Annotated in this window: 20 protein-coding genes and 1 pseudogene; 14 read left to right on the top strand and 7 right to left on the bottom strand. The window is 68.4% G+C overall.

Features of this window, described 5'->3' with window-relative positions; genetic code table 11:
* Window positions 1–22 precede the first annotated feature (22 nt).
* From KME82_RS01050 to KME82_RS01075, 6 genes are all read left to right on the top strand, one after another.
* A complete protein-coding gene (locus KME82_RS01050) occupies window positions 23–1378 on the top strand; it encodes a FliI/YscN family ATPase (protein WP_215496882.1) in 1356 nt (451 codons plus the stop codon).
* Complete coding sequence (locus KME82_RS01055) at window positions 1375–1866, top strand: hypothetical protein (protein WP_215496883.1); 492 nt, start codon at window positions 1375–1377, stop codon at window positions 1864–1866. Before KME82_RS01050 ends, KME82_RS01055 begins: the two co-directional genes overlap by 4 nt.
* Window positions 1867–1877: 11 nt before the next feature.
* Window positions 1878–2627, top strand: coding sequence for a hypothetical protein (locus tag KME82_RS01060; protein WP_215496884.1), 750 nt, complete (start codon window positions 1878–1880; stop codon window positions 2625–2627).
* Between the two features lie 93 nt (window positions 2628–2720).
* A complete protein-coding gene (locus tag KME82_RS01065) occupies window positions 2721–3197 on the top strand; it encodes a hypothetical protein (RefSeq protein WP_215496885.1) in 477 nt (158 codons plus the stop codon).
* A gap of 151 nt (window positions 3198–3348) precedes the next feature.
* Window positions 3349–3660, top strand: coding sequence for an EscF/YscF/HrpA family type III secretion system needle major subunit (locus KME82_RS01070; RefSeq protein WP_215496886.1), 312 nt, complete (start codon window positions 3349–3351; stop codon window positions 3658–3660).
* Between the two features lie 89 nt (window positions 3661–3749).
* Window positions 3750–4616, top strand: a complete 867-nt coding sequence (locus KME82_RS01075) for a DUF6683 family protein (RefSeq protein WP_215496887.1) — start codon at window positions 3750–3752, stop codon at window positions 4614–4616.
* Window positions 4617–4628: 12 nt separating this feature from the next.
* On the opposite strand, the gene KME82_RS26920 is transcribed toward KME82_RS01075, so the two are convergent.
* The 3 genes from KME82_RS26920 to KME82_RS01085 form a co-directional block, all read right to left on the bottom strand.
* Window positions 4629–4871 (bottom strand): DUF6053 domain-containing protein, encoded by a 243-nt coding sequence (locus KME82_RS26920; RefSeq protein ID WP_430538771.1) that lies wholly within the window; start codon window positions 4869–4871, stop codon window positions 4629–4631.
* Window positions 4872–5628: 757 nt separating this feature from the next.
* A complete protein-coding gene (locus KME82_RS01080; protein ID WP_215496888.1) occupies window positions 5629–6786 on the bottom strand; it encodes a hypothetical protein in 1158 nt (385 codons plus the stop codon).
* Between the two features lie 291 nt (window positions 6787–7077).
* Window positions 7078–8304, bottom strand: coding sequence for a CynX/NimT family MFS transporter (locus KME82_RS01085; RefSeq protein ID WP_215496889.1), 1227 nt, complete (start codon window positions 8302–8304; stop codon window positions 7078–7080).
* Between the two features lie 414 nt (window positions 8305–8718).
* Here KME82_RS01085 and KME82_RS01090 point away from each other — a divergent pair, with 414 nt between their 5' ends.
* A complete protein-coding gene (locus tag KME82_RS01090; protein WP_036110785.1) occupies window positions 8719–8943 on the top strand; it encodes a hypothetical protein in 225 nt (74 codons plus the stop codon).
* Window positions 8944–9037: 94 nt separating this feature from the next.
* On the opposite strand, the gene KME82_RS01095 is transcribed toward KME82_RS01090, so the two are convergent.
* Window positions 9038–10150, bottom strand: coding sequence for a glycosyltransferase family 4 protein (locus KME82_RS01095; protein WP_215496890.1), 1113 nt, complete (start codon window positions 10148–10150; stop codon window positions 9038–9040).
* A gap of 356 nt (window positions 10151–10506) precedes the next feature.
* Here KME82_RS01095 and KME82_RS01100 point away from each other — a divergent pair, with 356 nt between their 5' ends.
* The 7 genes from KME82_RS01100 (at window position 10507) to KME82_RS01130 (ending at window position 18879) form a co-directional block, all read left to right on the top strand.
* Window positions 10507–10863 carry an ArsR/SmtB family transcription factor gene (locus KME82_RS01100; protein ID WP_215496891.1) on the top strand — a complete coding sequence of 119 codons (357 nt, stop codon included), beginning with the start codon at window positions 10507–10509 and terminating at the stop codon, window positions 10861–10863.
* Between the two features lie 96 nt (window positions 10864–10959).
* Window positions 10960–11166, top strand: coding sequence for a hypothetical protein (locus tag KME82_RS01105; RefSeq protein ID WP_215496892.1), 207 nt, complete (start codon window positions 10960–10962; stop codon window positions 11164–11166).
* Window positions 11167–12135: 969 nt separating this feature from the next.
* Window positions 12136–14904 (top strand): TonB-dependent receptor, encoded by a 2769-nt coding sequence (locus KME82_RS01110; protein WP_215496893.1) that lies wholly within the window; start codon window positions 12136–12138, stop codon window positions 14902–14904.
* 330 nt (window positions 14905–15234) lie between these two features.
* Window positions 15235–15663 carry a YciI family protein gene (locus tag KME82_RS01115; protein ID WP_215496894.1) on the top strand — a complete coding sequence of 143 codons (429 nt, stop codon included), beginning with the start codon at window positions 15235–15237 and terminating at the stop codon, window positions 15661–15663.
* Between the two features lie 216 nt (window positions 15664–15879).
* Window positions 15880–16314: a VOC family protein gene (locus tag KME82_RS01120; RefSeq protein WP_215496895.1), complete on the top strand. Its 435-nt coding sequence runs from the start codon at window positions 15880–15882 to the stop codon at window positions 16312–16314.
* Window positions 16315–16397: 83 nt separating this feature from the next.
* The gene (locus tag KME82_RS01125; protein WP_252255575.1) at window positions 16398–17669 is read left to right on the top strand and encodes an RNA polymerase sigma factor; all 1272 of its coding nucleotides are present in this window, start codon (window positions 16398–16400) and stop codon (window positions 17667–17669) included.
* Between the two features lie 196 nt (window positions 17670–17865).
* Window positions 17866–18879 carry a DUF1028 domain-containing protein gene (locus KME82_RS01130; RefSeq protein ID WP_215496896.1) on the top strand — a complete coding sequence of 338 codons (1014 nt, stop codon included), beginning with the start codon at window positions 17866–17868 and terminating at the stop codon, window positions 18877–18879.
* Window positions 18880–18927: 48 nt separating this feature from the next.
* Here KME82_RS01130 and KME82_RS26925 read toward each other — a convergent pair.
* The 3 genes and pseudogenes from KME82_RS26925 to KME82_RS01140 all read right to left on the bottom strand — a co-directional run.
* Window positions 18928–18984, bottom strand: a pseudogene (locus KME82_RS26925) (DUF6053 domain-containing protein); the annotation flags it as partial.
* Window positions 18985–18989: 5 nt separating this feature from the next.
* On the bottom strand, window positions 18990–19706 hold the full coding sequence (locus KME82_RS01135; RefSeq protein ID WP_215496897.1) for an MgtC/SapB family protein: 717 nt from the start codon (window positions 19704–19706) through the stop codon (window positions 18990–18992).
* Between the two features lie 47 nt (window positions 19707–19753).
* Complete coding sequence (locus tag KME82_RS01140) at window positions 19754–21082, bottom strand: AAA-associated domain-containing protein (protein WP_215496898.1); 1329 nt, start codon at window positions 21080–21082, stop codon at window positions 19754–19756.
* Between the last annotated feature and the right edge of the window lie 20 nt (window positions 21083–21102).

The following is a 21102-nucleotide window of genomic DNA, read 5'->3' on the forward strand; positions in this document are numbered from 1 at the left end:
GCCGTGCCCGGGCAGGCGCGCGATGAGCAGCGTGCAGCGCACCATCCTGCAACCGGTCGCCGCGCCGGTGCCGCAACAGGACCCGCTGATCGCGGCGCTGGCGCGCGTGCCCAACGTGGTGCGCATCGGCAAGGTCGCCGAGGCCTACGGCACGATGATCCGCGCCACCGGCCTGAAGGCGATGATCGGCGAACTGTGCGAACTGCGCAGCCCGCGCGACCGCAATTTCCGCCTGACCGCCGAAGTGGTCGGCGTGTCGCGCCAGTACACCTTGCTGACCCCGCTGGGCGCGCTCGACGGCGTGGCCCACGACACCGAAGTCATCGCCACCGGCCGCCAGGCCTCGGTGCGCGCCGGCGACGGGCTGCTCGGCCGCATTCTCGACGCCAACGGCGATCCGATCGACGGTCGCGGCGGGTTCGGCCCGACCGTGCAGATCCCGATCTACGCCGCCTCGCCCAATCCGCTCGCGCGCACCTTGATCGACCGTCCGTTCGCCACCGGCGTGCGCGCGATCGACACGGTGATGACCGCCGGCGTCGGCCAGCGCCTGGGCATCTTCGCCGTCGCCGGCGGCGGCAAGAGCACCTTGCTCGGCATGCTCGCGCGTGGCGGCGACGCCGACGTCAACGTGATCGCGCTGGTCGGCGAACGCGGCCGCGAAGTCAACGAATTCATCCAGGACAACCTGGGCGAAGCGGGCCTGAAGAAATCCATCATCGTCGTCGCCACCTCCGACCGGCCCGCGCTCGAACGCAGCCGCGCGGCCTGGGTCGCGACCGCGATCGCCGAGTATTTCCGCGACCGCGGCCAGCGGGTGATGCTGCTGGTCGATTCGGTCACGCGGTTCGCCCGCGCCTTGCGCGACGTCGGCCTGGCGATCGGCGAACCGCCGGCGCGGCGCGGCTTTCCGCCGTCGGTGTTCAGCGCCATGCCGCGTTTGTTCGAACGCGCCGGCAACAACGACAAGGGCAGCATCACCGCGTTCTACACCGTGCTGATGGAAGGCGAGGACGGCGACGATCCGGTCGCCGAGGAAGTGCGCTCGATCCTCGACGGCCACATCGTGCTGTCGCGAAAACTCGCCGCGGCGTATCACTACCCGGCGATCGACGTGCTGACCAGCCTGAGCCGCACCATGCCGCGGGTCGCCGACGACGGTCACCAGCGCGCCGCCGGGCAACTGCGCAAGTACCTGGCTAAGCACCAGGACATCGAACTGCTGCTGCAACTGGGCGAGTACAAGCGCGGCAGCGACGCCGAGGCCGACATCGCGATTGAGAAGATCGAGCCGATCCGCAAACTGCTCAAGCAATCGGCCGGCGATCTGGCCGACTACAAACAATCCGTCGACGCGCTGCGCAGGTTGTTCGGATGAGCCGCTATCCGCTGCATACGCTGCTGCAACTGCGCTCGCACCGGGTCGAGACCGCGCGCGGCGTGGTGATGGAACGCCAGCGCCAGGTGCAGGCGCGGCGCGAGGCCTGCACCGCGATCGAGGGCGAGATCGCCGACCTCAATCGCGAACGCGCCGGCCAGCGGCTGCGCCTGCTCGATTCGCCGCCGCCGGGCGTGCCCTGGCCGATGGCGATGTCGCAGCGCGAATCGCATATCGATCATCTCGGCGAACTCGCCGTTGCCGCGCATCAGCGCCTGCTCGATGCGCAGGGAAAACTGCGCGAGGCCGAAGCGGCGCTGGACGAAGCACGCAAGGCGTTCTTCCGCGCCCAGGCGCGGCTGGACGCGCTGGAAAAACGCAAGGACGTCTGGCGCAAGGAACAACAGGCGGCGAGCCAGCGCCGCGAGGAAGCCCATTCCGCCGACCTGCTGATGGCCTCGCGCCAACAGTCGCAAGGCCCCTTCTGATCGAGGTCGCCATGAGCACGATCCGCAACAGCTCGCCTTCGGCCGATGCCGATGCCAAGCGCGCCGAAGCTGCCAAGCAGGCCGAGCAGGCGCAGCCCACGCGCGCGCCGACGCGGCAGCCGGCCGCGCCCGAGTCGGTCGATCAGTTCCGCAGCCTGCTGCAGCAGCGCCAGGGCGGCTTCGCCCAGGCCGGCACCGCCGGCAAGGACGAGGGCCTCGCGCGTCTGCTCGGGCAGAGCGAAAGCGCCGCCGACGGCGGCAAGATGACGGCCGAACAAGTGCGCGCCGAAGCCGGCAACGCGGTCGCGCGCAAGCAGGCGGCCGGCGAGCGCGCGCACGAACACCAGCGCCAGTCGGTCGGCTTCGAGCGTGTCGACAGCGCGCCGCCGCCGGCCGAGAGTTCGGCGATGCTGCAGGCGCAGCTGGCGATGCGCGATAGCGCCACGCCGCCGCCGGCCGCGCAGCCGACCTCCAACGCCGCCGCGTTCGCCGATCTGATCGAGCGCCACGTGCGCCAGCTCGCGGTCAGCAACGGCGGCGCCAGCGGCGAGCAAGGCCAGGTGCTGCTGCGCCTGTCCGACCAGACCCTGCCCGGCACCGATCTGCTGCTGACCAAGACTGCGCAAGGCTGGCAGCTGCGCGCCGATTCGCGCTCGCGTTCGAGCTACGACGCGATCCGCGAAGCCGGCCCGGAGCTCGCGCGCCGTTTCGCCGAACGCAACCTCGGCGAGCTCAGCATCGATCCGCATTTTCACGACTGACCTCTCCACGACCGACCTCGCCGCGCGAGGTCCGCGTCCGCGCCGTGAGCGCGCGGATGTTTCCTTCACCCAACCCGATGGACCGCCAACGCCATGACTCAAGCGACCGCCGACGACCAACGCCGCCAACTGCGGGCTTCGTTCGAAGACCTGTTGCAGCAGCAGCCCGACCTGAGTTCGCAGGATCGCGCCTTCCTGCTGGGCAAGCTCAACGAGGCCCTGGACAAGCAGGACCTGGACGCGCCGATCCAGATCGATCCCGAAGGCATGCGCCGCGACTGGGCCGCCGCGGTCGACGCGCTGATGCCCGAGGCCGATGCCAGCGAACGCGAGTTCCAGATCCGCCGTTTCAACGACACCCTGGAGCCGCTGCAGCGCGACGCGGTGCAGGACGCGCTGGAATACGGCCGGCGCCTGCGCGAGGACGGCGAGATCGCCGCGGCCGAATGGCTCAACGAGCGCAACGTGCAGCGCAAGAAGCGCAATACCGCGGCCGCGGTCACGAATTCCGCGGCCGCCGGCGGCAGCAAGAAGCCGGCGCCGCGCAATCCCTGGGGAAATGGCGGCTAAGCGCACGTCTGCAGCCCCTGGCACCTAGGGTACGCCATAGCTTGTCGGCCCCCGGGCCCGGCGGGAAGATGGAATCCAGAAACAGGGGCGGTTCGCGGCGAGATGGCAGAACGGCTCTATCTCTCACACCGATAGAATTTTGGAGAACGACATGAGCAACGACGTCAACGCCCTCTTCGTCAACTCGCTGGCCACCCAGGAAGTCCGCGGCAAGACCGAGGAAGCCAAGGCCGGTGGCGGCAAGGGCTGGCTGTATGCGATCGCCGAACTGACCGGCAAGCTGGCCGACAAGAAGGCCGCCGACATGACCAAGGCGATCGAAGGCCTGCCGGCCGACGCGAAGCCGAGCGACATGCTCAAGACGCAGGCCGAAGTGTCCGAGTTCCAGCTGATGATGAACACCTTCACCAACGTGGTGAAGACGCTCGGCGACACCAACGCGCAGGCTTCCCGCAAGAGCTGATGCCGCGTTCGCAAGCCGCCGCAAAAGGAGCGAAGCCTGGCTTCGCTCCTTTTGCGTTTTTGCGTCGTGGGTTCGCGCGTTTGGTTTCGATGCGGCGTGATCGTGGCGACGCGTGCGGTGCGTGCAATACCGGCAAACAACGCCGCGGCGTTCGCGTCGCCCTTGGCGCGATCGCGCTGGCGCTCGGCGGCGCAGTTGCGGCGCAGGACTATCAGCCGCAGATGGACGGGTTCAACTCGACCATGCAGTCGATGCAGAACGTCGCCGGCACCGCCGCGGTCAATGCCGCGATCAGGCGTTCGCTGAGTCAGCGATCGGGTGCGGGCACGTCGTCCACGCCAGCCCGGCGCGGGTCGCCAACGCACGGCGCCAACGCGTCGACAAGCACGGCATCCAGGACGACGGCATCGGCCAGTGCGCCCGCGAGCGCCGCCGCCGACCTGTCGTTCCGGCGCGACCCGGCCACCACCGAGCGCGTGCGCGCGGCTTTGATCGCCGCGATGGCCAAGCAAAGCCGTGGCGTCGCCGACGATTTCGCGCGCCGTTCGGCCGGTGCCGACTACCGCCAACGTTTCGCCCGGACGTTACCGGCGCAAGGCTTGGCCAACGACAACCTCGCCGATGTCGCCGCGTACCACGTCGCGGTTAACTGGGCGCTGGTGCATCAAGCCCCGTTGCCGAGCGGCGCGCGCCTGATCGCCTTGCGCAACCAATTGCGCGGCTCGCTGGCGCAGGGCAGCACCCTGCCCGAACTCGCGCCGCAACGGCGGCAATGGGTCGCCGACGATTTCCTGTTCCGGGCCTTGAACCTGTCCGAACGCATCGACGCGTTCGCCCGTCATCCCGAACCCGACACCCAGGCGCAATTCGCGCGCGCGGCGCGCGAGGATATCCGTCGTACGCTCGGCATCGATCTGCAGAACTATCGGTTCACTGCGCAGGGGTTGGTGCAGTAGCGTCGATGTGATTCAAGTCGCGCCGGCGTTTCGTGGCTCACACCGCTCCTTACGATAGGCAATGCAGCTTCGGCTTCGGCTGCCGCTACGGCTTCGGCTTGGCTTCAAAGCCGCCAGTGCCGACACGGTTTTTGTGGGAGGGGCTTCAGCCCCGACGCCTTTCGTTCCGATCGCGACGATCCTCGTCACCCGATCAAGCGCGCGTAATCCGCCATGGCCTCCCTGTAGGAGCGGCGCGAGCCGCGACTGCGTCATGACGATAACGTCGTAGCCTACGCCGTAGCCGTATTCCCGCGGTCGCGGCTTGCGCCGCTCCTACAGGGAGGCCATGTGGCTTTCGCCTGAAATCAGATTTCACTCCCAGCGCTGCGAGGCTTGTAACTCGCGTTAACAAAAGTACACCCGGAGGGCGACGCGCATGGATGCGCGTCGCGCGCCACCGGGACAAGGATGTCCCGTGTGGCGCGTGCCCGCGTCAGCACCGCACTTGCGGGCACTTGATTCAAAGAAAAGCGTTTTTCTTTGGTTACCTTTCTTTTGTCGCTTTTGACAAAAGAAAGTAACTCGGCCGCTTGCGGACGAAAGCTGTTGACCTTGCCTCTGGCTTCAAAGGCTCTAGAGCTTTGAAGCTTTTAGAGCTGCAAGCAGGAACAAAAGCTTCCGCCACTAAAGCGGCGGGTAACTTTCTTTTGTCCAGAGCCACAAAAGAAAGTCACCAAAGAAAAAGGCGTTCCTGTTTCGAATCAAAAGCCGCACGATCGGTGCTTGCGCAGGCATGCGCCACACGAGACATCCTGTCTCGGTGGCGCACGGCGCACATCCATGTGCGCCGCCCTCCGGGTGTGCTGTTGTTCTCGCGAGTGCTTTACCTCGCAGCGCTGGATGAACTGCGTGGCTTCAGGCTCGATCCACAACCAAAGCCAAAGCAAATGCCGTGGCTAAGGCCGAAGCCAGCCAAATAGAAAATTAGGTTTCAGAAAGACGCCACGCGCGCGAAGCGCCCAGCGGAGCCTCAGCGCCGATTGAGCCGCCGCCCCAGCCACCACGCCCCGGCCGCCACCGCCACACCAAGCAACAAGGCGATGCCGCTGCCGCCGGGGTTGGCGCGCTCGGTGACCAGACTGCCGTCGGGCAGCAACAGCACCACCGCCATCGCCAGGCAGGCATAGGCGGCCACCGTCAGCACCCAGAACAGCCATTGCAGCGCGCGCACCACTTCCAGGCTCGGCTGGTGCTCGTGGGTGGGACGATGCACGCCGCCGCGGCCGAAGGCCGAGAGCCATTGGGTCAGGCTGGCGTTGTCGACCCGGCCGCCGCGACGCAACGGACGGCGCTGCATGCTTTCGCCGGTGTAGATCTGGTTGTTGGGCAGGCCGTCGCCGCGTTGCTGGGCGATGCGGTCGTTGAGGTTGAGCGGTTGATTGCGCGCATCGTTGTTGAGCGTGTTGGTCTGCACCGACGGCAGCGTCGCGCCGGTTTCCGACGGCGGCGGCGCGGCGGTCGCGCCGCTGGCGCCGGGCGGGGTGGCGTGCTGCGGATTGGCCAGGCGCGCGAGCACGTTCTGCTGCGCGATCAATGCGTCCTGGTTCAAGGCCGCGGCCATCGGTGCGGCCGGGATCGCATTGGGCGTGTTGTTGGCGACCAGGGTCAGCGGCGGCGCGGCGACATTGCTGGCGGTGGCGTTGGACGCGGCCGCGTTGGCGAGCGCGCCGTTGCTCGCGCCGCCGGGCAGCACGGCGGCGTTGGGCACGGCGCTGCCCTGCACGTTGGCCGAGGAGGCGTTCGCCATCGCCGCCGGCACGGCGTTGAAATTGCCCGGCCGCTCCAGGCTGGCGAACTGCGCGGCGTTGTTGAGCGCGCGCTCGGACAGGGTCGGCGCCGGGTATTGGGTCGGGCTGGGGTTGAACGGGCTGTTGCTGTTCTGCGCGGATTCGCCCTGCAGCATGCGGCTGTTGGGATGGGTCAGCTCGCGCAGCAGGTCGCCGGTCGCGCCCGGGGTGGTGCCGTTGTTGTACAGGCCGTCGCCGTGGGCGGCGCCGGGATCGCCGGCGCTGTTGTGGTTGCCGGGCTGCGGGTTGGGTGCGTTGGGATCGAGCGGTTTGCCCGGGTCGTGCGGGCCGCCTTCGAAACCCGGTAGGCCGAAATCGGGCAAGTCCCCCGGACCGTGCACGCCAGGCACCGGCGATCCGCCCGGAAACGACGGTCGGTTACCGGGCAAGGGTAAGGGCAGGCCCGTCGGCAGGTTGATGGACATGGGCGTACTCCCACGCAGGGGCTCGCGCCGCGGAGGCCGCGCGTGCATCGACGTTAATGCCGCGCCCGCGCCGCAGCATCCTCGGGCCGACCCTAGGTGAATGGCGGGCACTTCGGATGTGCTGCTTCGCCGCGGCCGGATGGCTCGTTGCCGCTGCTTCATCCCGCGATCTAGCCACCGTCCCGTGGCTGCGCGAAAGCTCGAGGATCAGTCGCGCACCGGCTGCGCGTGGCCGCGACGCAGCAACCACGCCAGCGCGATCGCGCCCAGCGCGGCGAGGGCGACCGGAATCGAGGCCGCCGGCCAGCCCGCGGCCTGCACCACGCTGCCGAACAGCGACGGCCCCAGCACCTGGCCCAGGTAGCTGCCCTGCATCAACAGCCCCATCGCCACCGCCGCCAGCGCGGGCTGCGGGGTGAGTTGGGTGGCGCCGTTGATCGCGCTGGCCGGCAGCAGGCCGCCGGCCAGGGAGAACAGCACGCACAGCGCGAACACCGCCGGCGCCGGCAGGCCCAGCGCGAACGCGCCGACCGCCGACAGGCCCATCGCCGCGCTGGCGATCGCGATCAGGCGCCAGCCCGGCGTCCCGCGCCGCAGCAGCAGGCCGGCACTGAGGTTGCCGATCACGTTGGCGCCGACCGCGATCGCGCTGAGCAGGCCCGCGTCCAGCGCCGAGACCTGCATGCGCTGCATCAGCAGGGTCGGCAGGAAACTCAGCACCGCGTAGAACTGCAACGAGTACAGCGCGAACACCAGCGCCAGCAGCAGCGGTCCGCGCGCGCCGGCGACCGCGAGCGCGTCGCCGGCGATGCGCCGCCACGGCGTGGCGCCGGTCGCGGCCTGTGGCGCCGGCACGCCCGTGCGCAGCAGCAGGGCCGCGGCTAGGCACAGCGCGGCGTTGATCAGCCAGAACCCGCGCCAGCCGTCCAGGGCCGCGCCGGTGGCCAGCGCGACCGCCATGCCGGCGGGCATGTAGCAACTCCAGATCGCGAACACGAGGTTGCGATCGGTCGGCCGCGACAGCCGCTGCAACACGCTCGCCCCGGCCACCGCGAACAACAAGAACCCGGCGCCCTCGAGCACCCGGCTGGCCAGCAGCCAGGCCAGGCTGTGGACCGCGCTGCCCAGGGCGCTGCCGGCGGCCATCGCCAGCAAACCGCCGACCTGCAGCGCGCGATCGCCCAGGCGTGCCACCAGTGCGCCGGCTGGCACGCTGGCGATCAGGCCGAGCACGCCGAACACCGCCATCACCCAGCCGCCCGCGCGCAGGTCCAGGCCCAGATCGGCGCTGAGCGCGGGCAGGGCGATGGCGACCTTGCCGACCTGCAAGGCCGCGATCAGCCCGGCGCCGAACACCGAGGCGACCGCGATCCAGTTGGTGGCGGCGACGGCCGGCACGGCCGGCGAGCGCGAGGGCAGGGACAGGGCGGTCATGGGCGGGGCCGGTGAAAACGGTGCAGCCACCTTGCGACCTCAAGCATGGTCGAGGTCAACGAAATCCATCAGAACAGTGCGATCTGCGTGCTGCGGTGCAGCGTGATGGGCATCACCACCCCAGTGCCGTGGCCGGTGTTATGGCACTTAATGCGTGACCTATGTCACTTTTTAGACAAAAACATGGTGATTTAAGGTGGGGCAAGAACCTTTCGGCCGCGTTCGAGTCAGAGAGTGTTCTAGCGTTCAGCTTCAAGGGAGGACGACGCCCGCGGTGGGGACCGCGATCGTCGACGTCCCACACGGTCCGTCGTTGCTTCCCCCGGCGATGACGGTTCATCCAGCGACCCGGCTCGTCCGGGGAGAAGAACCGATGGGCGGGCTCAGGCCCGTCGTTGCCAGGGGAGTGGAACCATGCATCGAACCCGCGCCGAACTCGACGGCGATTTGTGCCAGCTCAGCGCTGCTTTGCCGTTGTGGCGACGCCATTGGAGCGACGACACGGTGTTCTGGCCGCGCGTCGACAGTCTGGTCGAACGGCTGCTCACGGTGACGCCGCGCAGCGAACGTGGACACGTGGTGTCCAATATCAACCGCATGCTGGTGTCGCAGGGCCTGCAGCACGCGCCTTACGAATAAGCGGGCGGACCAGCAGGCGCGACCCACGGGCGCGAACGAGCGGACGAGTTGCACCGGCGATTGAGCGGTCGCCGCGTCGCGGTCCGCGCCCGGCCTATTTCTTGAGCAATTCGTCGAGCAGCGCAGCCACCCGCGCGGCGTAGGCATTGGGGGCGAAGCGCTGGGCGAACGCGCGGCGTTGCTCGGCGCTGCCGACCACCGATTCGCGGCTGAGCCGGATCATCAGCTGCGCCAGCAAGTGACGGTCGTGCGGATCGAAGCGCGGCATGTCGACCGGCGCGACTTCCTCCAGCGCACTGCCTTCGGCGACCGCGACCGGCGTGCCGGCGGCCAGCGCCTCCAGCACCGGCAGGCCGAAGCCTTCGGCGTAGGACGGCTGCCACAACCGCTCGGCGTCGACGTACAGCCGCGCCAGGCCGGCCTCGTCGATGGCCTCGAACCAATGCACGCCGTTGAGCCGCTGCAACTCGGGCGCGACATCGCGCGGCGCGCCGACCACGACCAGGTCTGGGGTGTCGTAATGCTGGCGGCGCGCGTCCAGCCAAGCGCGCAGGAACAGGTCGGCGTTCTTGCGCGGCTCGCGGGTGCCGACCAGCAGCCAGTAGCGCGGCGGCAACGGCAGCGCCAACTGGCTGCGCTCGGCCGGCGGCGGCAGCGGCGCGACCGCGTCGGGCAGCACGTACAGCTTGTGCGCGTGCGCCGGGTACAGGCGGCCGCATTCGGCGGTGGTGTAGCGCGACGGCGTCCAGATGGCGTCGGCGCTGGCGATGGAATGGCCGATCGCGGCCTGGTCGACGACGCGCGAGGTCAGCGCCCGCCACGGCGTGGCCGGCGGGCGGCGCAGGGTCAGCCGGAACAGGTCGTGCAGCAACAGCACCTGGCGCACGCTTGAGGGTTTGCGCCACACCGGCAAGCCGCCGTTGGCGGCGGCGATGTAGACGTCGACGCGTTCCTCGCGCAGCGCCGCGGGCAGGAACCCGGCCTCGTAGCGCCAGCGCCGGCGCAGGCCGGGTTCGGTATCCAGCGGCGCGCCCAGGTCGGCGCTGACCGCGATCGCGCGGTGCGGATGATCCAGCGGCGCTTCGGTGAACAGCACCGTTTCCACATCGTCGCGGCGCCGCAGCGCGCGTTCCAGCGCCAGCACCTGGCGGCCGGGGCCGGTGTGCGGGGCGGCGGTCGCGGCGCGATAGTCGAGGCCTACGCGCATCGCCATGCACCGGCCGGGCGCGCGCACGCGAACGCCGCGGCGACAGACCGCCCGGCGCGGGAAAACACGTTGGGATACGTAAGCGTCATCGGAATACCGCCATGCCCTGGCCAGACGACTAACGGGACATGCAGCCGAGTCAGCCCTTCCCTCTTAGTGCGAACAGCGTCACATTTATTATGTGATGAACTGCGCCGGGACGCCCGATGAAAAGTGCGGCTGTTCATGAAGGGGCTGAACGAAATCGCGCCGTCGTTCAGGCCGCGGGCCTGGACGGCACCGTCACGGCACGCTTGACACCCTGCGCCGAGCGGGCTTCAACTAGCCGTGTTATTTAACCTACTGGTTCAGTTGATATGCCCGCCGACCCGCTCAGCACCACCTTCGCTGCCCTGGCCGATCCGACCCGGCGCGCGATCCTGGCCCGGCTCGCCAACGGCTCGGCCGGGGTGACCGAACTGGCCGAGCCGTTCGACATGAGCCTTCCGGCGATTTCCAAGCACATCAAGGTGCTCGAGCGCGCCGGCCTGATCGCGCGCGGCCGCGAAGCGCAGTGGCGGCCGTGCCGGCTGGAACCCGCGCGGTTGCAGGAAGTGTCCGGCTGGCTCGATCGCTATCGGGAATTCTGGGACCAGCGCCTGGACCGGCTCGACGACTACCTGACCCAATTGCAGGCCACCCACGGGGCGGCGCATGCGCGCGACGACGACTAGCGCGCGCAGCGCGAGCGCAGGTGTTCCGCGCGCACGCACTCAACGCACGCGCGAGGACGATCGCTCGCAAGCGCCGGCCTGGAGCGACGGCTGACGATGGCCGATACCGGCGCGCCCGATCGCAAGGCCAACGGCAAGCGCGCCGGCGCGTCGTCGAACCCGCCGGCGCGCGCGCCGTGCTGCGGACTGCCGAGTCCCTTGGCGAGTGCGATCCGGCACACCGTGGCCGAACCGGTGGTGCCTTCCGTTGTCGCTTCGAGTCAGGGCAAGCGGCGCGGGCGTGGGGTGCGCGAAACGGGCTGAGCGGGATCTAGGGGTTTTGCTGCGTGCGCGTGTCGGTCTGCCTGACGGTTGAGTCATGCGTGTCAGGTTCTTCGACGCATCGGGCGGCCCTCACCCCAGCCCTCTCCCGCACGCGGGAGAGGGAGCATCGGTTTCGATGCGGCTCAATGCAACGCAGCTCAACGCAACGTCACGTCGATCATTGACGCCGCCGCTGGTCTCCCTCTCCCGCAGGCGGGAGAGGGAGCGTCGGTTTCGATGCGACTCAACGCAATGCGATTCAACGCAACGCAACGTCGCGTCGATCATTAACGCCGCCGCTGGTCTCCCTCTCCCGCTTGCGGGAGAGGGTTGGGGTGAGGGCGCGACACATCGCCGACATCATCACCACGCACGCTATCGCACGTCAGCGAACAAAGCCGAATCATCACGGCACATACCATCGCATCCATCCGCAAGCCGCTGCATCGCGTCGACGCATTGCGCAGCGCCGCAAACACTCGACACATTGCGCAAAGTCGCACCGCGAGTATGCGGAACTGCGTCGAAGTATGCGGCGGCCCTGGCGTATTAACGTCGATTCCCGCGCCATCGGCGATCGCGATCGCATGCTTGCGTCGCGGTCGATACGACGCGATACACGCGCGTTTTCAGCGGATTTCACAAGGATAGGTGAAGCGATTCAACAACGTAGGCACATCCGGATACGCAATCGCGCGCAGAAAAAGTAAGCGCGACGCACAACCGCATGCACACCTCCTCCCGACAATGCTTGTGAGAGGTGTACCCAAACACCGAGCAGGAAGTGCAAGCACCAAGCGCGAAGCAAGAAGCACACGCGCCAAGCGCGAAACACCCGGCATCAAGCACGAAATACCAAGCGCGAAACAGCAAGCCGCCGCGCGACGCAGAAAACACAAAACCCGATCCACCCTGTCCAGCCTTGTTCGCCTTGTCGTTCATTCGCAAGACCACCCACGGGAGCCGATCATGCCGCACGCCATCCTCAGCCACGCCATCGCACGCGCGCTGTTCGCCGCCGCCGTCGTCGGCGTCGCGCCTGTCGCCGCTTACGCGCAGGACGCGGCGCAACCCACCACGCTGGATCGGGTCGAAGTCACCGGTTCCAACATCAGCCGCGGCGATATGGAAACCGCCTCGCCGGTGCAGGTGGTCACGCGCGCGGAAATCGATCGCACCGGCAAGACCAGCATCGCCGAATACCTGCAGACGCTGACCACCGACGGCGCCGGCACGATCCCGAAAACCTTCGGCACCGGTTTCGCCGGCGGCGGTTCGGGCATTTCCCTGCGCGGCCTCGGCGCGGGCTCGACCCTGGTGCTGTTGAACGGACGGCGTACCGCGCCCTACGGCCTGGCCGACGACGGCCAGAAAGTGTTCACCGACCTGAGCACGATTCCGATGGACGCGGTCGAACGCGTGGAAGTGCTCAAGGACGGCGCGTCGGCGATCTACGGCTCCGACGCCATCGCCGGCGTGGTCAACATCATCCTGCGCAAGGAATTCACCGGCGTCACCGTGCGCAGTTCCTACGGCGTGTCGGGCGAAGGCGACGGACAACAGGCCAAGGCCTCGGCGACGTTCGGTTTCGGCAATCTGAGCGAGGACCGCTACAACGTCTTCTTCAACATCGAAGCCAGCCAGACCGACGAGATCCAGGTCGCCGACCGCGGCGATCGCAAATGGATCGGCACCGGCGACGCGCGCCGCTGGGGCTACAGCCAGACCAAGCGTTTCATGAACGGTTTCATCCTCGGCGCCGACGCCGACGGCTCGCCGGTCGGCAACGTCAAGAACCCCGCGAGCGGCCAATACGTGTCGCTGCCGGGCTGCGATAAGTTCTCGACGATTGCGCAGACCGATCCCGGCGGCGGTTGCCTGTGGCAGGCCGGCCAGTTCACCAGCCTGACCCCGGAAGAGAAGTACGTGAACCTGTTCGGCCGCGGCACCTTCGTGCTGTCGGACAACTTCGAAGCCTACGTCGAGCTGGGCTATTCGAAGAAGAAGAACACCTTCGTCAACACGCCGTCGGACGCGTCCGGCGCGTGGGGTTATCCGGGCGGTCCGGTCAACGGCGATTCCGGCGACGGCGCGGTCGTGCTCGGGCCCAACCATCCGGACAATCCGTTCCCCGGCCAGTCCGCCAACCTGCGCTACACCGCGTTCGACGTCGGCCCCCGGGTGATCCGCACCGATAGCGAATTCAGCCGCGTGCTGGCCGGCGTCAAAGGCACCGCCGGCGCCTGGGATGTCGACGCGGCCTACCTGCATTCGCAAAGCGACCTGACCAACACCCGCGACGGTTTCCTGCGCTACAGCGCGGTGCGCGACGCGCTCACCAACGGCACCGGTCCCGGCGGCTACTGGCGCCTGGGTCAGAACGCGAACCTCAATTCGCAGGCGCTGTACGACTACATCTCGCCGACCATCCACGCTGACGGCAAGACCACCTTGGACCTGTTCGACGTCAAGGGCTCGCGTTCGCTGATGGACCTCAAGGGCGGCGCGCTGGGCGTCGCGTTCGGCGCCGAGTGGCGGCGGCAGAAGGCCGAGCTCAAGCCGCAGACCTACACCGACGCGGGCGACATCATCGGCCTGGGCTATTCGGCCTACGAAGGCACCCAGGAAGTCGCGGCCGGTTACGCCGAAATCGTCGCGCCGGTGCTCGAAAGCCTGGAGCTGTCCGGCGCGGTGCGTTACGACAGCTACAAGGGCGGCGACAGCGCGACCACGCCGAAGTTCGGGGTGAAGTGGAGCCCGTTAAAGCAATTGTCGCTGCGCGCGACTTACGCCGAAGGCTTCCGCGCGCCGAACCCGGCCGAGTCGGGCAAGGGCGGCCTGGCCGGGTTCGCCGCCGCCGCCGATTCGGTGCGCTGCCCGGGCGGCAATCCCGCGCCCGGCGCGAGCGTGCGCGACTGCGACATCCAGATCGCGGTGATCACCAGCCCCAATCCCGACCTCAAGGCCGAGGAGTCCAAGAGCTACACGGTCGGGCTGGTGTTCGAACCGACCAACAGCACCACGCTCACCCTCGACGGCTGGCAGATCAAGCGCAGCAACGAAATCAACGTCGAGACCACCGACGCGGCGATCGCCGCCGGCCACGTGATCCGCAGCGACAACAACCTGGCTGGCCAGCCCAACACCGGCACCTTGCTCGCCGCGCTCGCCAACTACGTCAACTCGGCCTCGACCACCGTGCGCGGCATCGACCTGGACGTGCGCCAGGGCTTCGATCTGGATTCGGCCGGCAAGCTCAACCTGGATCTGCAGTGGAGCCACATCACCACCTTCGAACGCGAGGAACTCGACGGCAGTTCGCTGGAATTCGCCGGCACCCACGGCAACTGCGACGTGACCAACTGCATCGGCACGCCCAAGGACCGGATCAACTTCGGCGCGACCTGGGAACTGGGCAACTGGAGCCTGAGCGGCGTGGTCAACTACATTTCCGGCTTCAAGAACGTGCGCTCCGAAGGCGACGTGTGCGCCAGCCGCTACGCCGACGGCAGCCCCGCGCCGGGTGGTTGCCGCATTCCCTCGTTCACCACCGTCGACCTGTCCAGCCGCTGGAAGGCCAAGGACGGGGTAGAAGTGTTCGGCTCGATCCAGAACCTGACCGACAAGATCGCCCCGCTCGACCCGCTGACCTACGGCGCGATCAACTACAACCCGATGCACTCCAGCGGCGCGATCGGCCGCTATTTCACGGTCGGGGTGAAGTACAACTTCCAGTAAGGCGTATCGATCGCGGCGGACCGGACCGCCGCCGCCGCGACCGGCCGGTAAACCCCCCGAAGACCTGCTCCGCGCCCGCCGCGGAGCAGGTCTTCGCGCTTGCGGCCACCCAAGCCCTCGACTACCGCCCGCACCGATTCAGCTCGAAGCCGTGAGCTTTTACGACTCCCGATTCCCGATTCCCGATTCCCGACTCCCGATTCCCGATTCCCGATTCCCGGCCCCAACCGCCTGTCGATTCCGCCCCACCCCATTCGTCGCCTTCATGAAGCCAGCCCGGCCGGGACCCGCCGGGACCCGGGGCCGGCTCGCCGACGAGGAGCGAGGACGATGAAATTCATGCTGATAGTCAAGGCCGATGCCCGCAGCGAGGCCGGCGTGCTGCCCGACGCCGCGCTGCTGAACGCGATGGGCGCCTACAACGAGGAACTGGTTCGCGCCGGCGTGCTGCTCGCCGCCGAAGGGCTGCAGGCCAGCGCCCAGGGCGCGCGCGTGCATTTCGACGGCCGCGGCCGCCGGGTCGAGGACGGGCCGTTCGCCCACAGCGACGAACTGATCGCCGGGTTCTGGCTGATCCAGGCGCGTTCGCTGGACGAGGCGATCGAGTGGGTCAAGCGGGTGCCGAGCCTGGACGGCTCACCGGCGCAGATCGAGATCCGCCCGGTGTTCGACGCGGCCGATTTCGGCGATGCGCTCAGCCCTGAGCTGCACGCGGCCGAACAGCGCCTGCGCGAGCAAGTGGCCGCGCAAGCCGGCTGACTGTCTTCGCGAACGCGCCGCACGTCGCGCAGGTGGCGTGTTCGCGGTGAACCCGCCGCGCTCGACGCGAACGCCCCGAGGTCTTTTGCGGGAGGGGCTTCAGCCCCGACGCCTTTCGACCCGATCGCCACCAAGCCCCATCCCCGTCCTTCCCGGCGAACCGCCATGCCGACTCGCCGCACCGACTTCCAACGCCCCACCCACCCGGAGCCCATCATGCAACTGGTCACCTACCTGTCCTTCAACGGCGACTGCCGCCAGGCGTTCGAGTTCTACCTCAAGACCCTCGGCGGCAAGATCCTCGCGCTGATGCCGTTCGGCGACAACGCCGGCTGCGACGGCGGCGAATTCGATGCCGCCGACCGCGACAAGATCATGCACGGCTGCTACGAACTCGACGGCTGCATGCTGATGGGCACCGACGCCACCGACGCGCATCCCTACCAGGGCGTCGTCGGCGCGCACGTCGCGCTGATGCTCAACGACCCGGCCGACGCCGAGCGCATCTACGCCGCGCTGGCCGACGGCGGCCGCGTGCAGATGCCGCTGCAGGAAACCTTCTGGGCCTTGAGCTACGGCATCGTCACCGACCGCTTCGGCGTGCCGTGGATGATCAACTGCGTTCGCGCCGGGATCGGTTGCCCCGAGTGATCCGGATCGACGCCTGACGGTGGCCGCGACCTGAAAACGCATGCCCTTGCATCGCCGCGCCCGAGGTGGTCTGATCGGTCGCCGTGACGGACCCCCACTCTTCCAGCGCCACGCACAAGGCCATCGATGCGGTTTGGCGGATCGAATCGGCCAAGCTGATCGCCGGCCTGACCCGCATGGTGCGCGATGTCGGCCTGGCCGAGGAACTCGCCCAGGACGCGCTGGTGGTCGCGCTGGAAAAATGGCCCGAAAGCGGCGTGCCGGACAACCCCGGCGCCTGGCTGATGCAGACCGCCAAGAACCGCGCGATCGACCGGCTGCGGCGCAAGAAGCTGCTCGACCGCAAGCACGAGGAAATCGGGCGTGAGATCGAGGCCAGCCAGGACGAAGTCGAGGACGCGTTCTTCGACAAGCTCGACGACGACATCGGCGACGACTTGCTGCGATTGGTGTTCATCTCCTGCCATCCGGTGCTGTCGACCGAGGCGCGGCTGGCGCTGACCCTGCGCCTGCTCGGCGGCCTGACCACCGACGAGATCGCACGCGCCTTCCTGGCCAGCGAACCGACCATCGCCCAGCGCATCGTGCGCGCCAAGCGCACCCTGGCCGATGCGCAGGTGCCGTTCGAGGTGCCGCGCGGCGAGGAACTCGCGCAGCGGCTGTCGTCGGTGCTGGAAGTGATCTACCTGATCTTCAACGAAGGCTATTCGGCGACCGCCGGCGACGACTGGATGCGCCCGGGCCTGTGCGAGGACGCGCTGCGGCTCGGTCGCATCCTGGCCGGGCTGATGCCGAAGGAAGCCGAGGTGCATGGCTTGGTCGCGCTGATGGAAATCCAGGCCTCGCGCTCCAAGGCGCGCACCGGCCCGGACGGGCAGCCGATCCTGCTGCTGGATCAGGACCGCGCGCGCTGGGACCGCATGCAGATCCAGCGCGGCCTGAGCGCGCTGGAACGCGCGGTGCAGCTGAGCGGCTCCAACGGACCCTACGCCTTGCAGGCCGCGATCGCCGCCTGCCATGCGCGCGCGGCAACCGCGCAGGACACACCATGGCCGCGCATCGCCGCGCTATACCAGCAACTCGCGCTGCGCACGCCGTCGCCGGTGATCGAACTCAACCGCGCGGTCGCATTGTCGATGGCGTTCGGCCCGGCGGCCGGTCTGGAGTTGGTCGATACCTTGCTCGACGAGCCGTCGATGAAAAGCTATCACCTGCTGCCGACGGTGCGCGGCGACCTGCTGTTCAAGCTCGGCCGCCGCGAGGAAGCGCGGGTCGAGTTCGAACGCGCGGCCGCGCTCACGCGCAATACGCGCGAGCGTGAGTTGTTGTTGGCGCGCGCGGCGCAGAGTGGTTGACCCAGGACCGCCACATCGAGCATCGCTGGCGCGGTGGAACGATCGCATCCGCATCAAGCCGATGCTTCCCGCATCTGCTTCCATGCAATCAGCGGCTTTAGAATCAACAGCTCTGGAAGCAAAGGCTCCAGAAACATCGGCTCCAGAATCGGCCGCTTTCGCATCACCGATGCTCCGCTTACGAACAGGACGTTCCATGCGCACCCGAACCCGCCGCATCGCCTACGTCCTCGCCGTGTTCGCCGGGCTCGCGGCCGCGCCGGCCGGCGCGACCTACTCGATCATCGCCTGCGATCATCAAGGCGATTGCGGCGCCGCGGTCGCCACCCACAACCTCGCCGTCGGCGCCAGCGTGATCTACGCCCAGGCCAAGGTCGGCGCGTTGGCGACTCAATTCGAGACCAACCCGCATTACGGCCCCAAGGCGCTGGCCTTGCTGGCCAAGGGCACGAGCCCGGGCAAGACCATCAACGCCTTGCTCGCGCAGGACGGCAATTTCGACGGCAGCGGCATCGACGAGCGTCAGCTCATCGTGATCGACGCGGACGGCAACGGCGCGGTCTATACCGGCACCAAGGCCGCGGCCGGCGTGTGGGGCGCGCAGACCTCGCAAGGCGCGGGCCCGGGCGACAGTTGCAGCGTCGCCGGCAACGGATTGGCCTCCGAGGCAGTCTTGAACGCGATGGTGGAGACCTTTCGCGGCGCCGATCGCAAGCGTCCATTGGGCGATCGCCTGATGGCGAGCCTGCGCGCCGGCGAACGCGCCGGCGGCCAGCGCAACGGCCGCATGTCGGCGGCGTTGCGGGTCAGCACGGTCGCGGGCGACTGGCAGGACATCGATCTGCGCGTGGACGGATCGGCCGATCCGGTCGGCGATCTGAGCCGCCTGACCGATCAGTTCTATGCCCACCAGGCGATGCTGCGCGCCGAGCGCGCGGCGCGCGACAACGACGTCGAGGCCGCGCGTGCCGCGCGCAGCCAGGCCCTGGGCTTGAGCCACCAATGGGACCGGATCTGGCGCCGCGCGGCGCGGCTGGCGATGCAACTGGGCGAGTCCGACAAGGCGCTGGAGTATCTGGGCGTGTTCGCCTCGATCAACCCGGTGTGGGCCGAAGGCGAAATCGAGGATGCGTTGTATGCGCCGTTGCAGGCGCAGCCGGCCTTTGCGCGCCTGCGCGCCGACATCGCCAGCAAAGTTCCGGGCGGCTGAGAGAAAAGCGTCGGGCCTGAAGGCCCTCCCACAAGGGTGGCCGACCCTTGCCAGGGCTGTTGTGGGAGGGCCTTCAGGCCCGACGCCTTTCGCTCCGATCGCCGCTCAGCTCAATCCCGCGTACTCGACTCCCAGGCCACATGCCGCACTCCCGGCATGCGTCGCAATCGCTCCACCACCGCGTCCAGTTCCTTCGCATCCACTGCGGTGCTCACCAAGGTCGCGACGATCTCCACCGCACCTTCGCCATGCTCGTCGAGTTCGACATCGCCGACCGGATAATGGGCCGCCTCCAGATGCTCGACCAGCCACTCGCGCGCGGCCGGCAGCGAGTCGGGGTCGGCGCTCAGCCGCACCTCGTAAGTCGCTTCCGACAACTGCTCGTCGATCGGAATGCGATTGATCGCATTCACCAACGGCCGCAGCAAGGTGTTGCCGGCGATCACGAAGGCGGTCAGCAACACGCCCTCGGCGATCATGTCCGCACCGGTGCAGGCGCCGACCGCGGCCGAGCACCACAGGGTCGCCGCGGTGTTGAGGCCGCGCACGTTCATGCCTTCCTTCATGATCACGCCGGCGCCGAGAAAACCGATGCCGGACACCACGTAGGCGATCACCCGCACCGCCTCGGCATTGCCGGCCAGGCGCATGCCTAAGTCGACGAACGCCGCCGCGCCGAGCGCGACCAGCGCATTGGTGCGCAGTCCAGCGGTGCGCTGCCGGTACTGGCGTTCGGCGCCGATCGCGGTGCCGAGTACGAACGCGGCCAGCAGGCTGATCAAGGTGTCGAGAAAGGGATAGAACTGAAAGGTCTGGATGAAGCGCATGCCGCGACTCCGTCGAAGGTGGATGGGCAGGTCGGATGGGCCGTCGCTCAGCTCGGGTTGTCGAGGGTGAAGCGGTCGGCCTGTTCGTCGTAGGCGAAGTACTCGGCGTAGCGCGCCCAGCTGGTGATCGCGCGCAAGGTCGCGGCGGCGTACTCGGCCGACATGTGGTCTTCGAGTTCGTCGCGGAAACGTTGCGCCGGCGCCTGATGCGAGGCGCGCTCATCGAGCACGCGGCGGATGTGCGCGGCCAGCGGCACCTTGGCCGCGAGCTGACGGGCGAACTCGCGCTTGCGCGCATCGATGTCGTCGCCGGCGAAACGCAAGCCGGCCTCGCTCAGGTGCAGGTCGCCGTCGTCGAGCGAGGCCAGGCCGAGCAATTGCAGGCTTTCGGCGATCGGGAACAGTTCGTCGACCTCCATCTGCAAATGCGCCGCCAACGCCGGCAGATCGGCGTGGCCGCGGTACGGCGCGGCGGCGACGGCTTCGATCAGGCCGGCCATCCGGTTGCTCGACACCTGCGGCAGTTCCATCGCCAGGCCCGGCCGCATCGCGCCGCTTTCGCGCGGCGCCTGCGCCGACGGCGAACCGGTCATGCGCGCGTAGATGCGATCGACCTGGGCGCGGAACACCGGGTCGAGCCGGTCGCGCGGCTGCGGCAGGTCGATGCGGATCTCGTCGATCACCCGGCCCGGATTGGAACCGAAGATCACGATGCGATCGCACATCAGCACCGCTTCCTCGATGTTGTGGGTGACCATAAGGATCGCTTCGATCGGCATGCGTCCTTCCGACCACAGATCGAGCAGGTCGGTGCGCAGCGTCTCGGCGGTGAGCACGTCCAGCGCCGAGAACGGCTCGTCCATCAGCAGCACGCGCGGCTGCACCACCAGCGCGCGCGCCAGGCCGACGCGCTGGCGCATGCCGCCGGACAGCTCCTTCGGATACGCGCTTTCGTAACCGTCCAGGCCGATCAGATCGATCGCCGCGACCGCGCGCGCGCGGCGTTGCGCGGCGGCGACGCCGCGCGCTTCCAGTCCCAGCTCGACGTTCTGCAACACCGTCAGCCACGGGAACAGGGCGAAACTCTGGAACACCATCGCGATGTCGGCCGGCGCCTGGCTCAACGGCGTGCCGCAGAACGCGACCTCGCCCGCGCTGGGCTGGATCAGGCCGGCGATCGCGCGCAGCAAGGTGGATTTGCCCGAACCCGAGCGGCCGAGCAGGCCGACGATCTCGCCCGGATGCAGGCTCAGGTCGACATCGTCGAGCACCACCAGCGGCGAGGCGCCGTCCTTGCGGTAGTGCTGGCGCAGATGCCGCACTTCGATCAGCGGCGCGAGGGCGGGCAGGGTGGCGGCGAGCGGGGAAAAGGTCATGGTCGTGACTCCGGTGCAGC

Source organism: Lysobacter capsici (genome assembly GCF_018732085.1).
GTDB classification, from domain to species: domain Bacteria; phylum Pseudomonadota; class Gammaproteobacteria; order Xanthomonadales; family Xanthomonadaceae; genus Lysobacter; species Lysobacter capsici_A.

Coding starts and splice junctions, on each gene's coding strand:
- KME82_RS01135 (WP_215496897.1), bottom strand. CDS start 19,706: ATGCGCTTCATCCAGACCTTTCAGTTCTATCCCTTTCTCGACACCTTG.
- KME82_RS01060 (WP_215496884.1), top strand. CDS start 1,878: ATGAGCACGATCCGCAACAGCTCGCCTTCGGCCGATGCCGATGCCAAG.
- KME82_RS01050 (WP_215496882.1), top strand. CDS start 23: ATGAGCAGCGTGCAGCGCACCATCCTGCAACCGGTCGCCGCGCCGGTG.
- KME82_RS01115 (WP_215496894.1), top strand. CDS start 15,235: ATGAAATTCATGCTGATAGTCAAGGCCGATGCCCGCAGCGAGGCCGGC.
- KME82_RS01065 (WP_215496885.1), top strand. CDS start 2,721: ATGACTCAAGCGACCGCCGACGACCAACGCCGCCAACTGCGGGCTTCG.
- KME82_RS01140 (WP_215496898.1), bottom strand. CDS start 21,082: ATGACCTTTTCCCCGCTCGCCGCCACCCTGCCCGCCCTCGCGCCGCTG.
- KME82_RS01070 (WP_215496886.1), top strand. CDS start 3,349: ATGAGCAACGACGTCAACGCCCTCTTCGTCAACTCGCTGGCCACCCAG.
- KME82_RS01130 (WP_215496896.1), top strand. CDS start 17,866: ATGCGCACCCGAACCCGCCGCATCGCCTACGTCCTCGCCGTGTTCGCC.
- KME82_RS26920 (WP_430538771.1), bottom strand. CDS start 4,871: ATGACGCAGTCGCGGCTCGCGCCGCTCCTACAGGGAGGCCATGGCGGA.
- KME82_RS01085 (WP_215496889.1), bottom strand. CDS start 8,304: ATGACCGCCCTGTCCCTGCCCTCGCGCTCGCCGGCCGTGCCGGCCGTC.
- KME82_RS01110 (WP_215496893.1), top strand. CDS start 12,136: ATGCCGCACGCCATCCTCAGCCACGCCATCGCACGCGCGCTGTTCGCC.
- KME82_RS01055 (WP_215496883.1), top strand. CDS start 1,375: ATGAGCCGCTATCCGCTGCATACGCTGCTGCAACTGCGCTCGCACCGG.
- KME82_RS01075 (WP_215496887.1), top strand. CDS start 3,750: ATGCGGCGTGATCGTGGCGACGCGTGCGGTGCGTGCAATACCGGCAAA.
- KME82_RS01100 (WP_215496891.1), top strand. CDS start 10,507: ATGCCCGCCGACCCGCTCAGCACCACCTTCGCTGCCCTGGCCGATCCG.
- KME82_RS01120 (WP_215496895.1), top strand. CDS start 15,880: ATGCAACTGGTCACCTACCTGTCCTTCAACGGCGACTGCCGCCAGGCG.
- KME82_RS01090 (WP_036110785.1), top strand. CDS start 8,719: ATGCATCGAACCCGCGCCGAACTCGACGGCGATTTGTGCCAGCTCAGC.
- KME82_RS01105 (WP_215496892.1), top strand. CDS start 10,960: ATGGCCGATACCGGCGCGCCCGATCGCAAGGCCAACGGCAAGCGCGCC.
- KME82_RS01095 (WP_215496890.1), bottom strand. CDS start 10,150: ATGCGCGTAGGCCTCGACTATCGCGCCGCGACCGCCGCCCCGCACACC.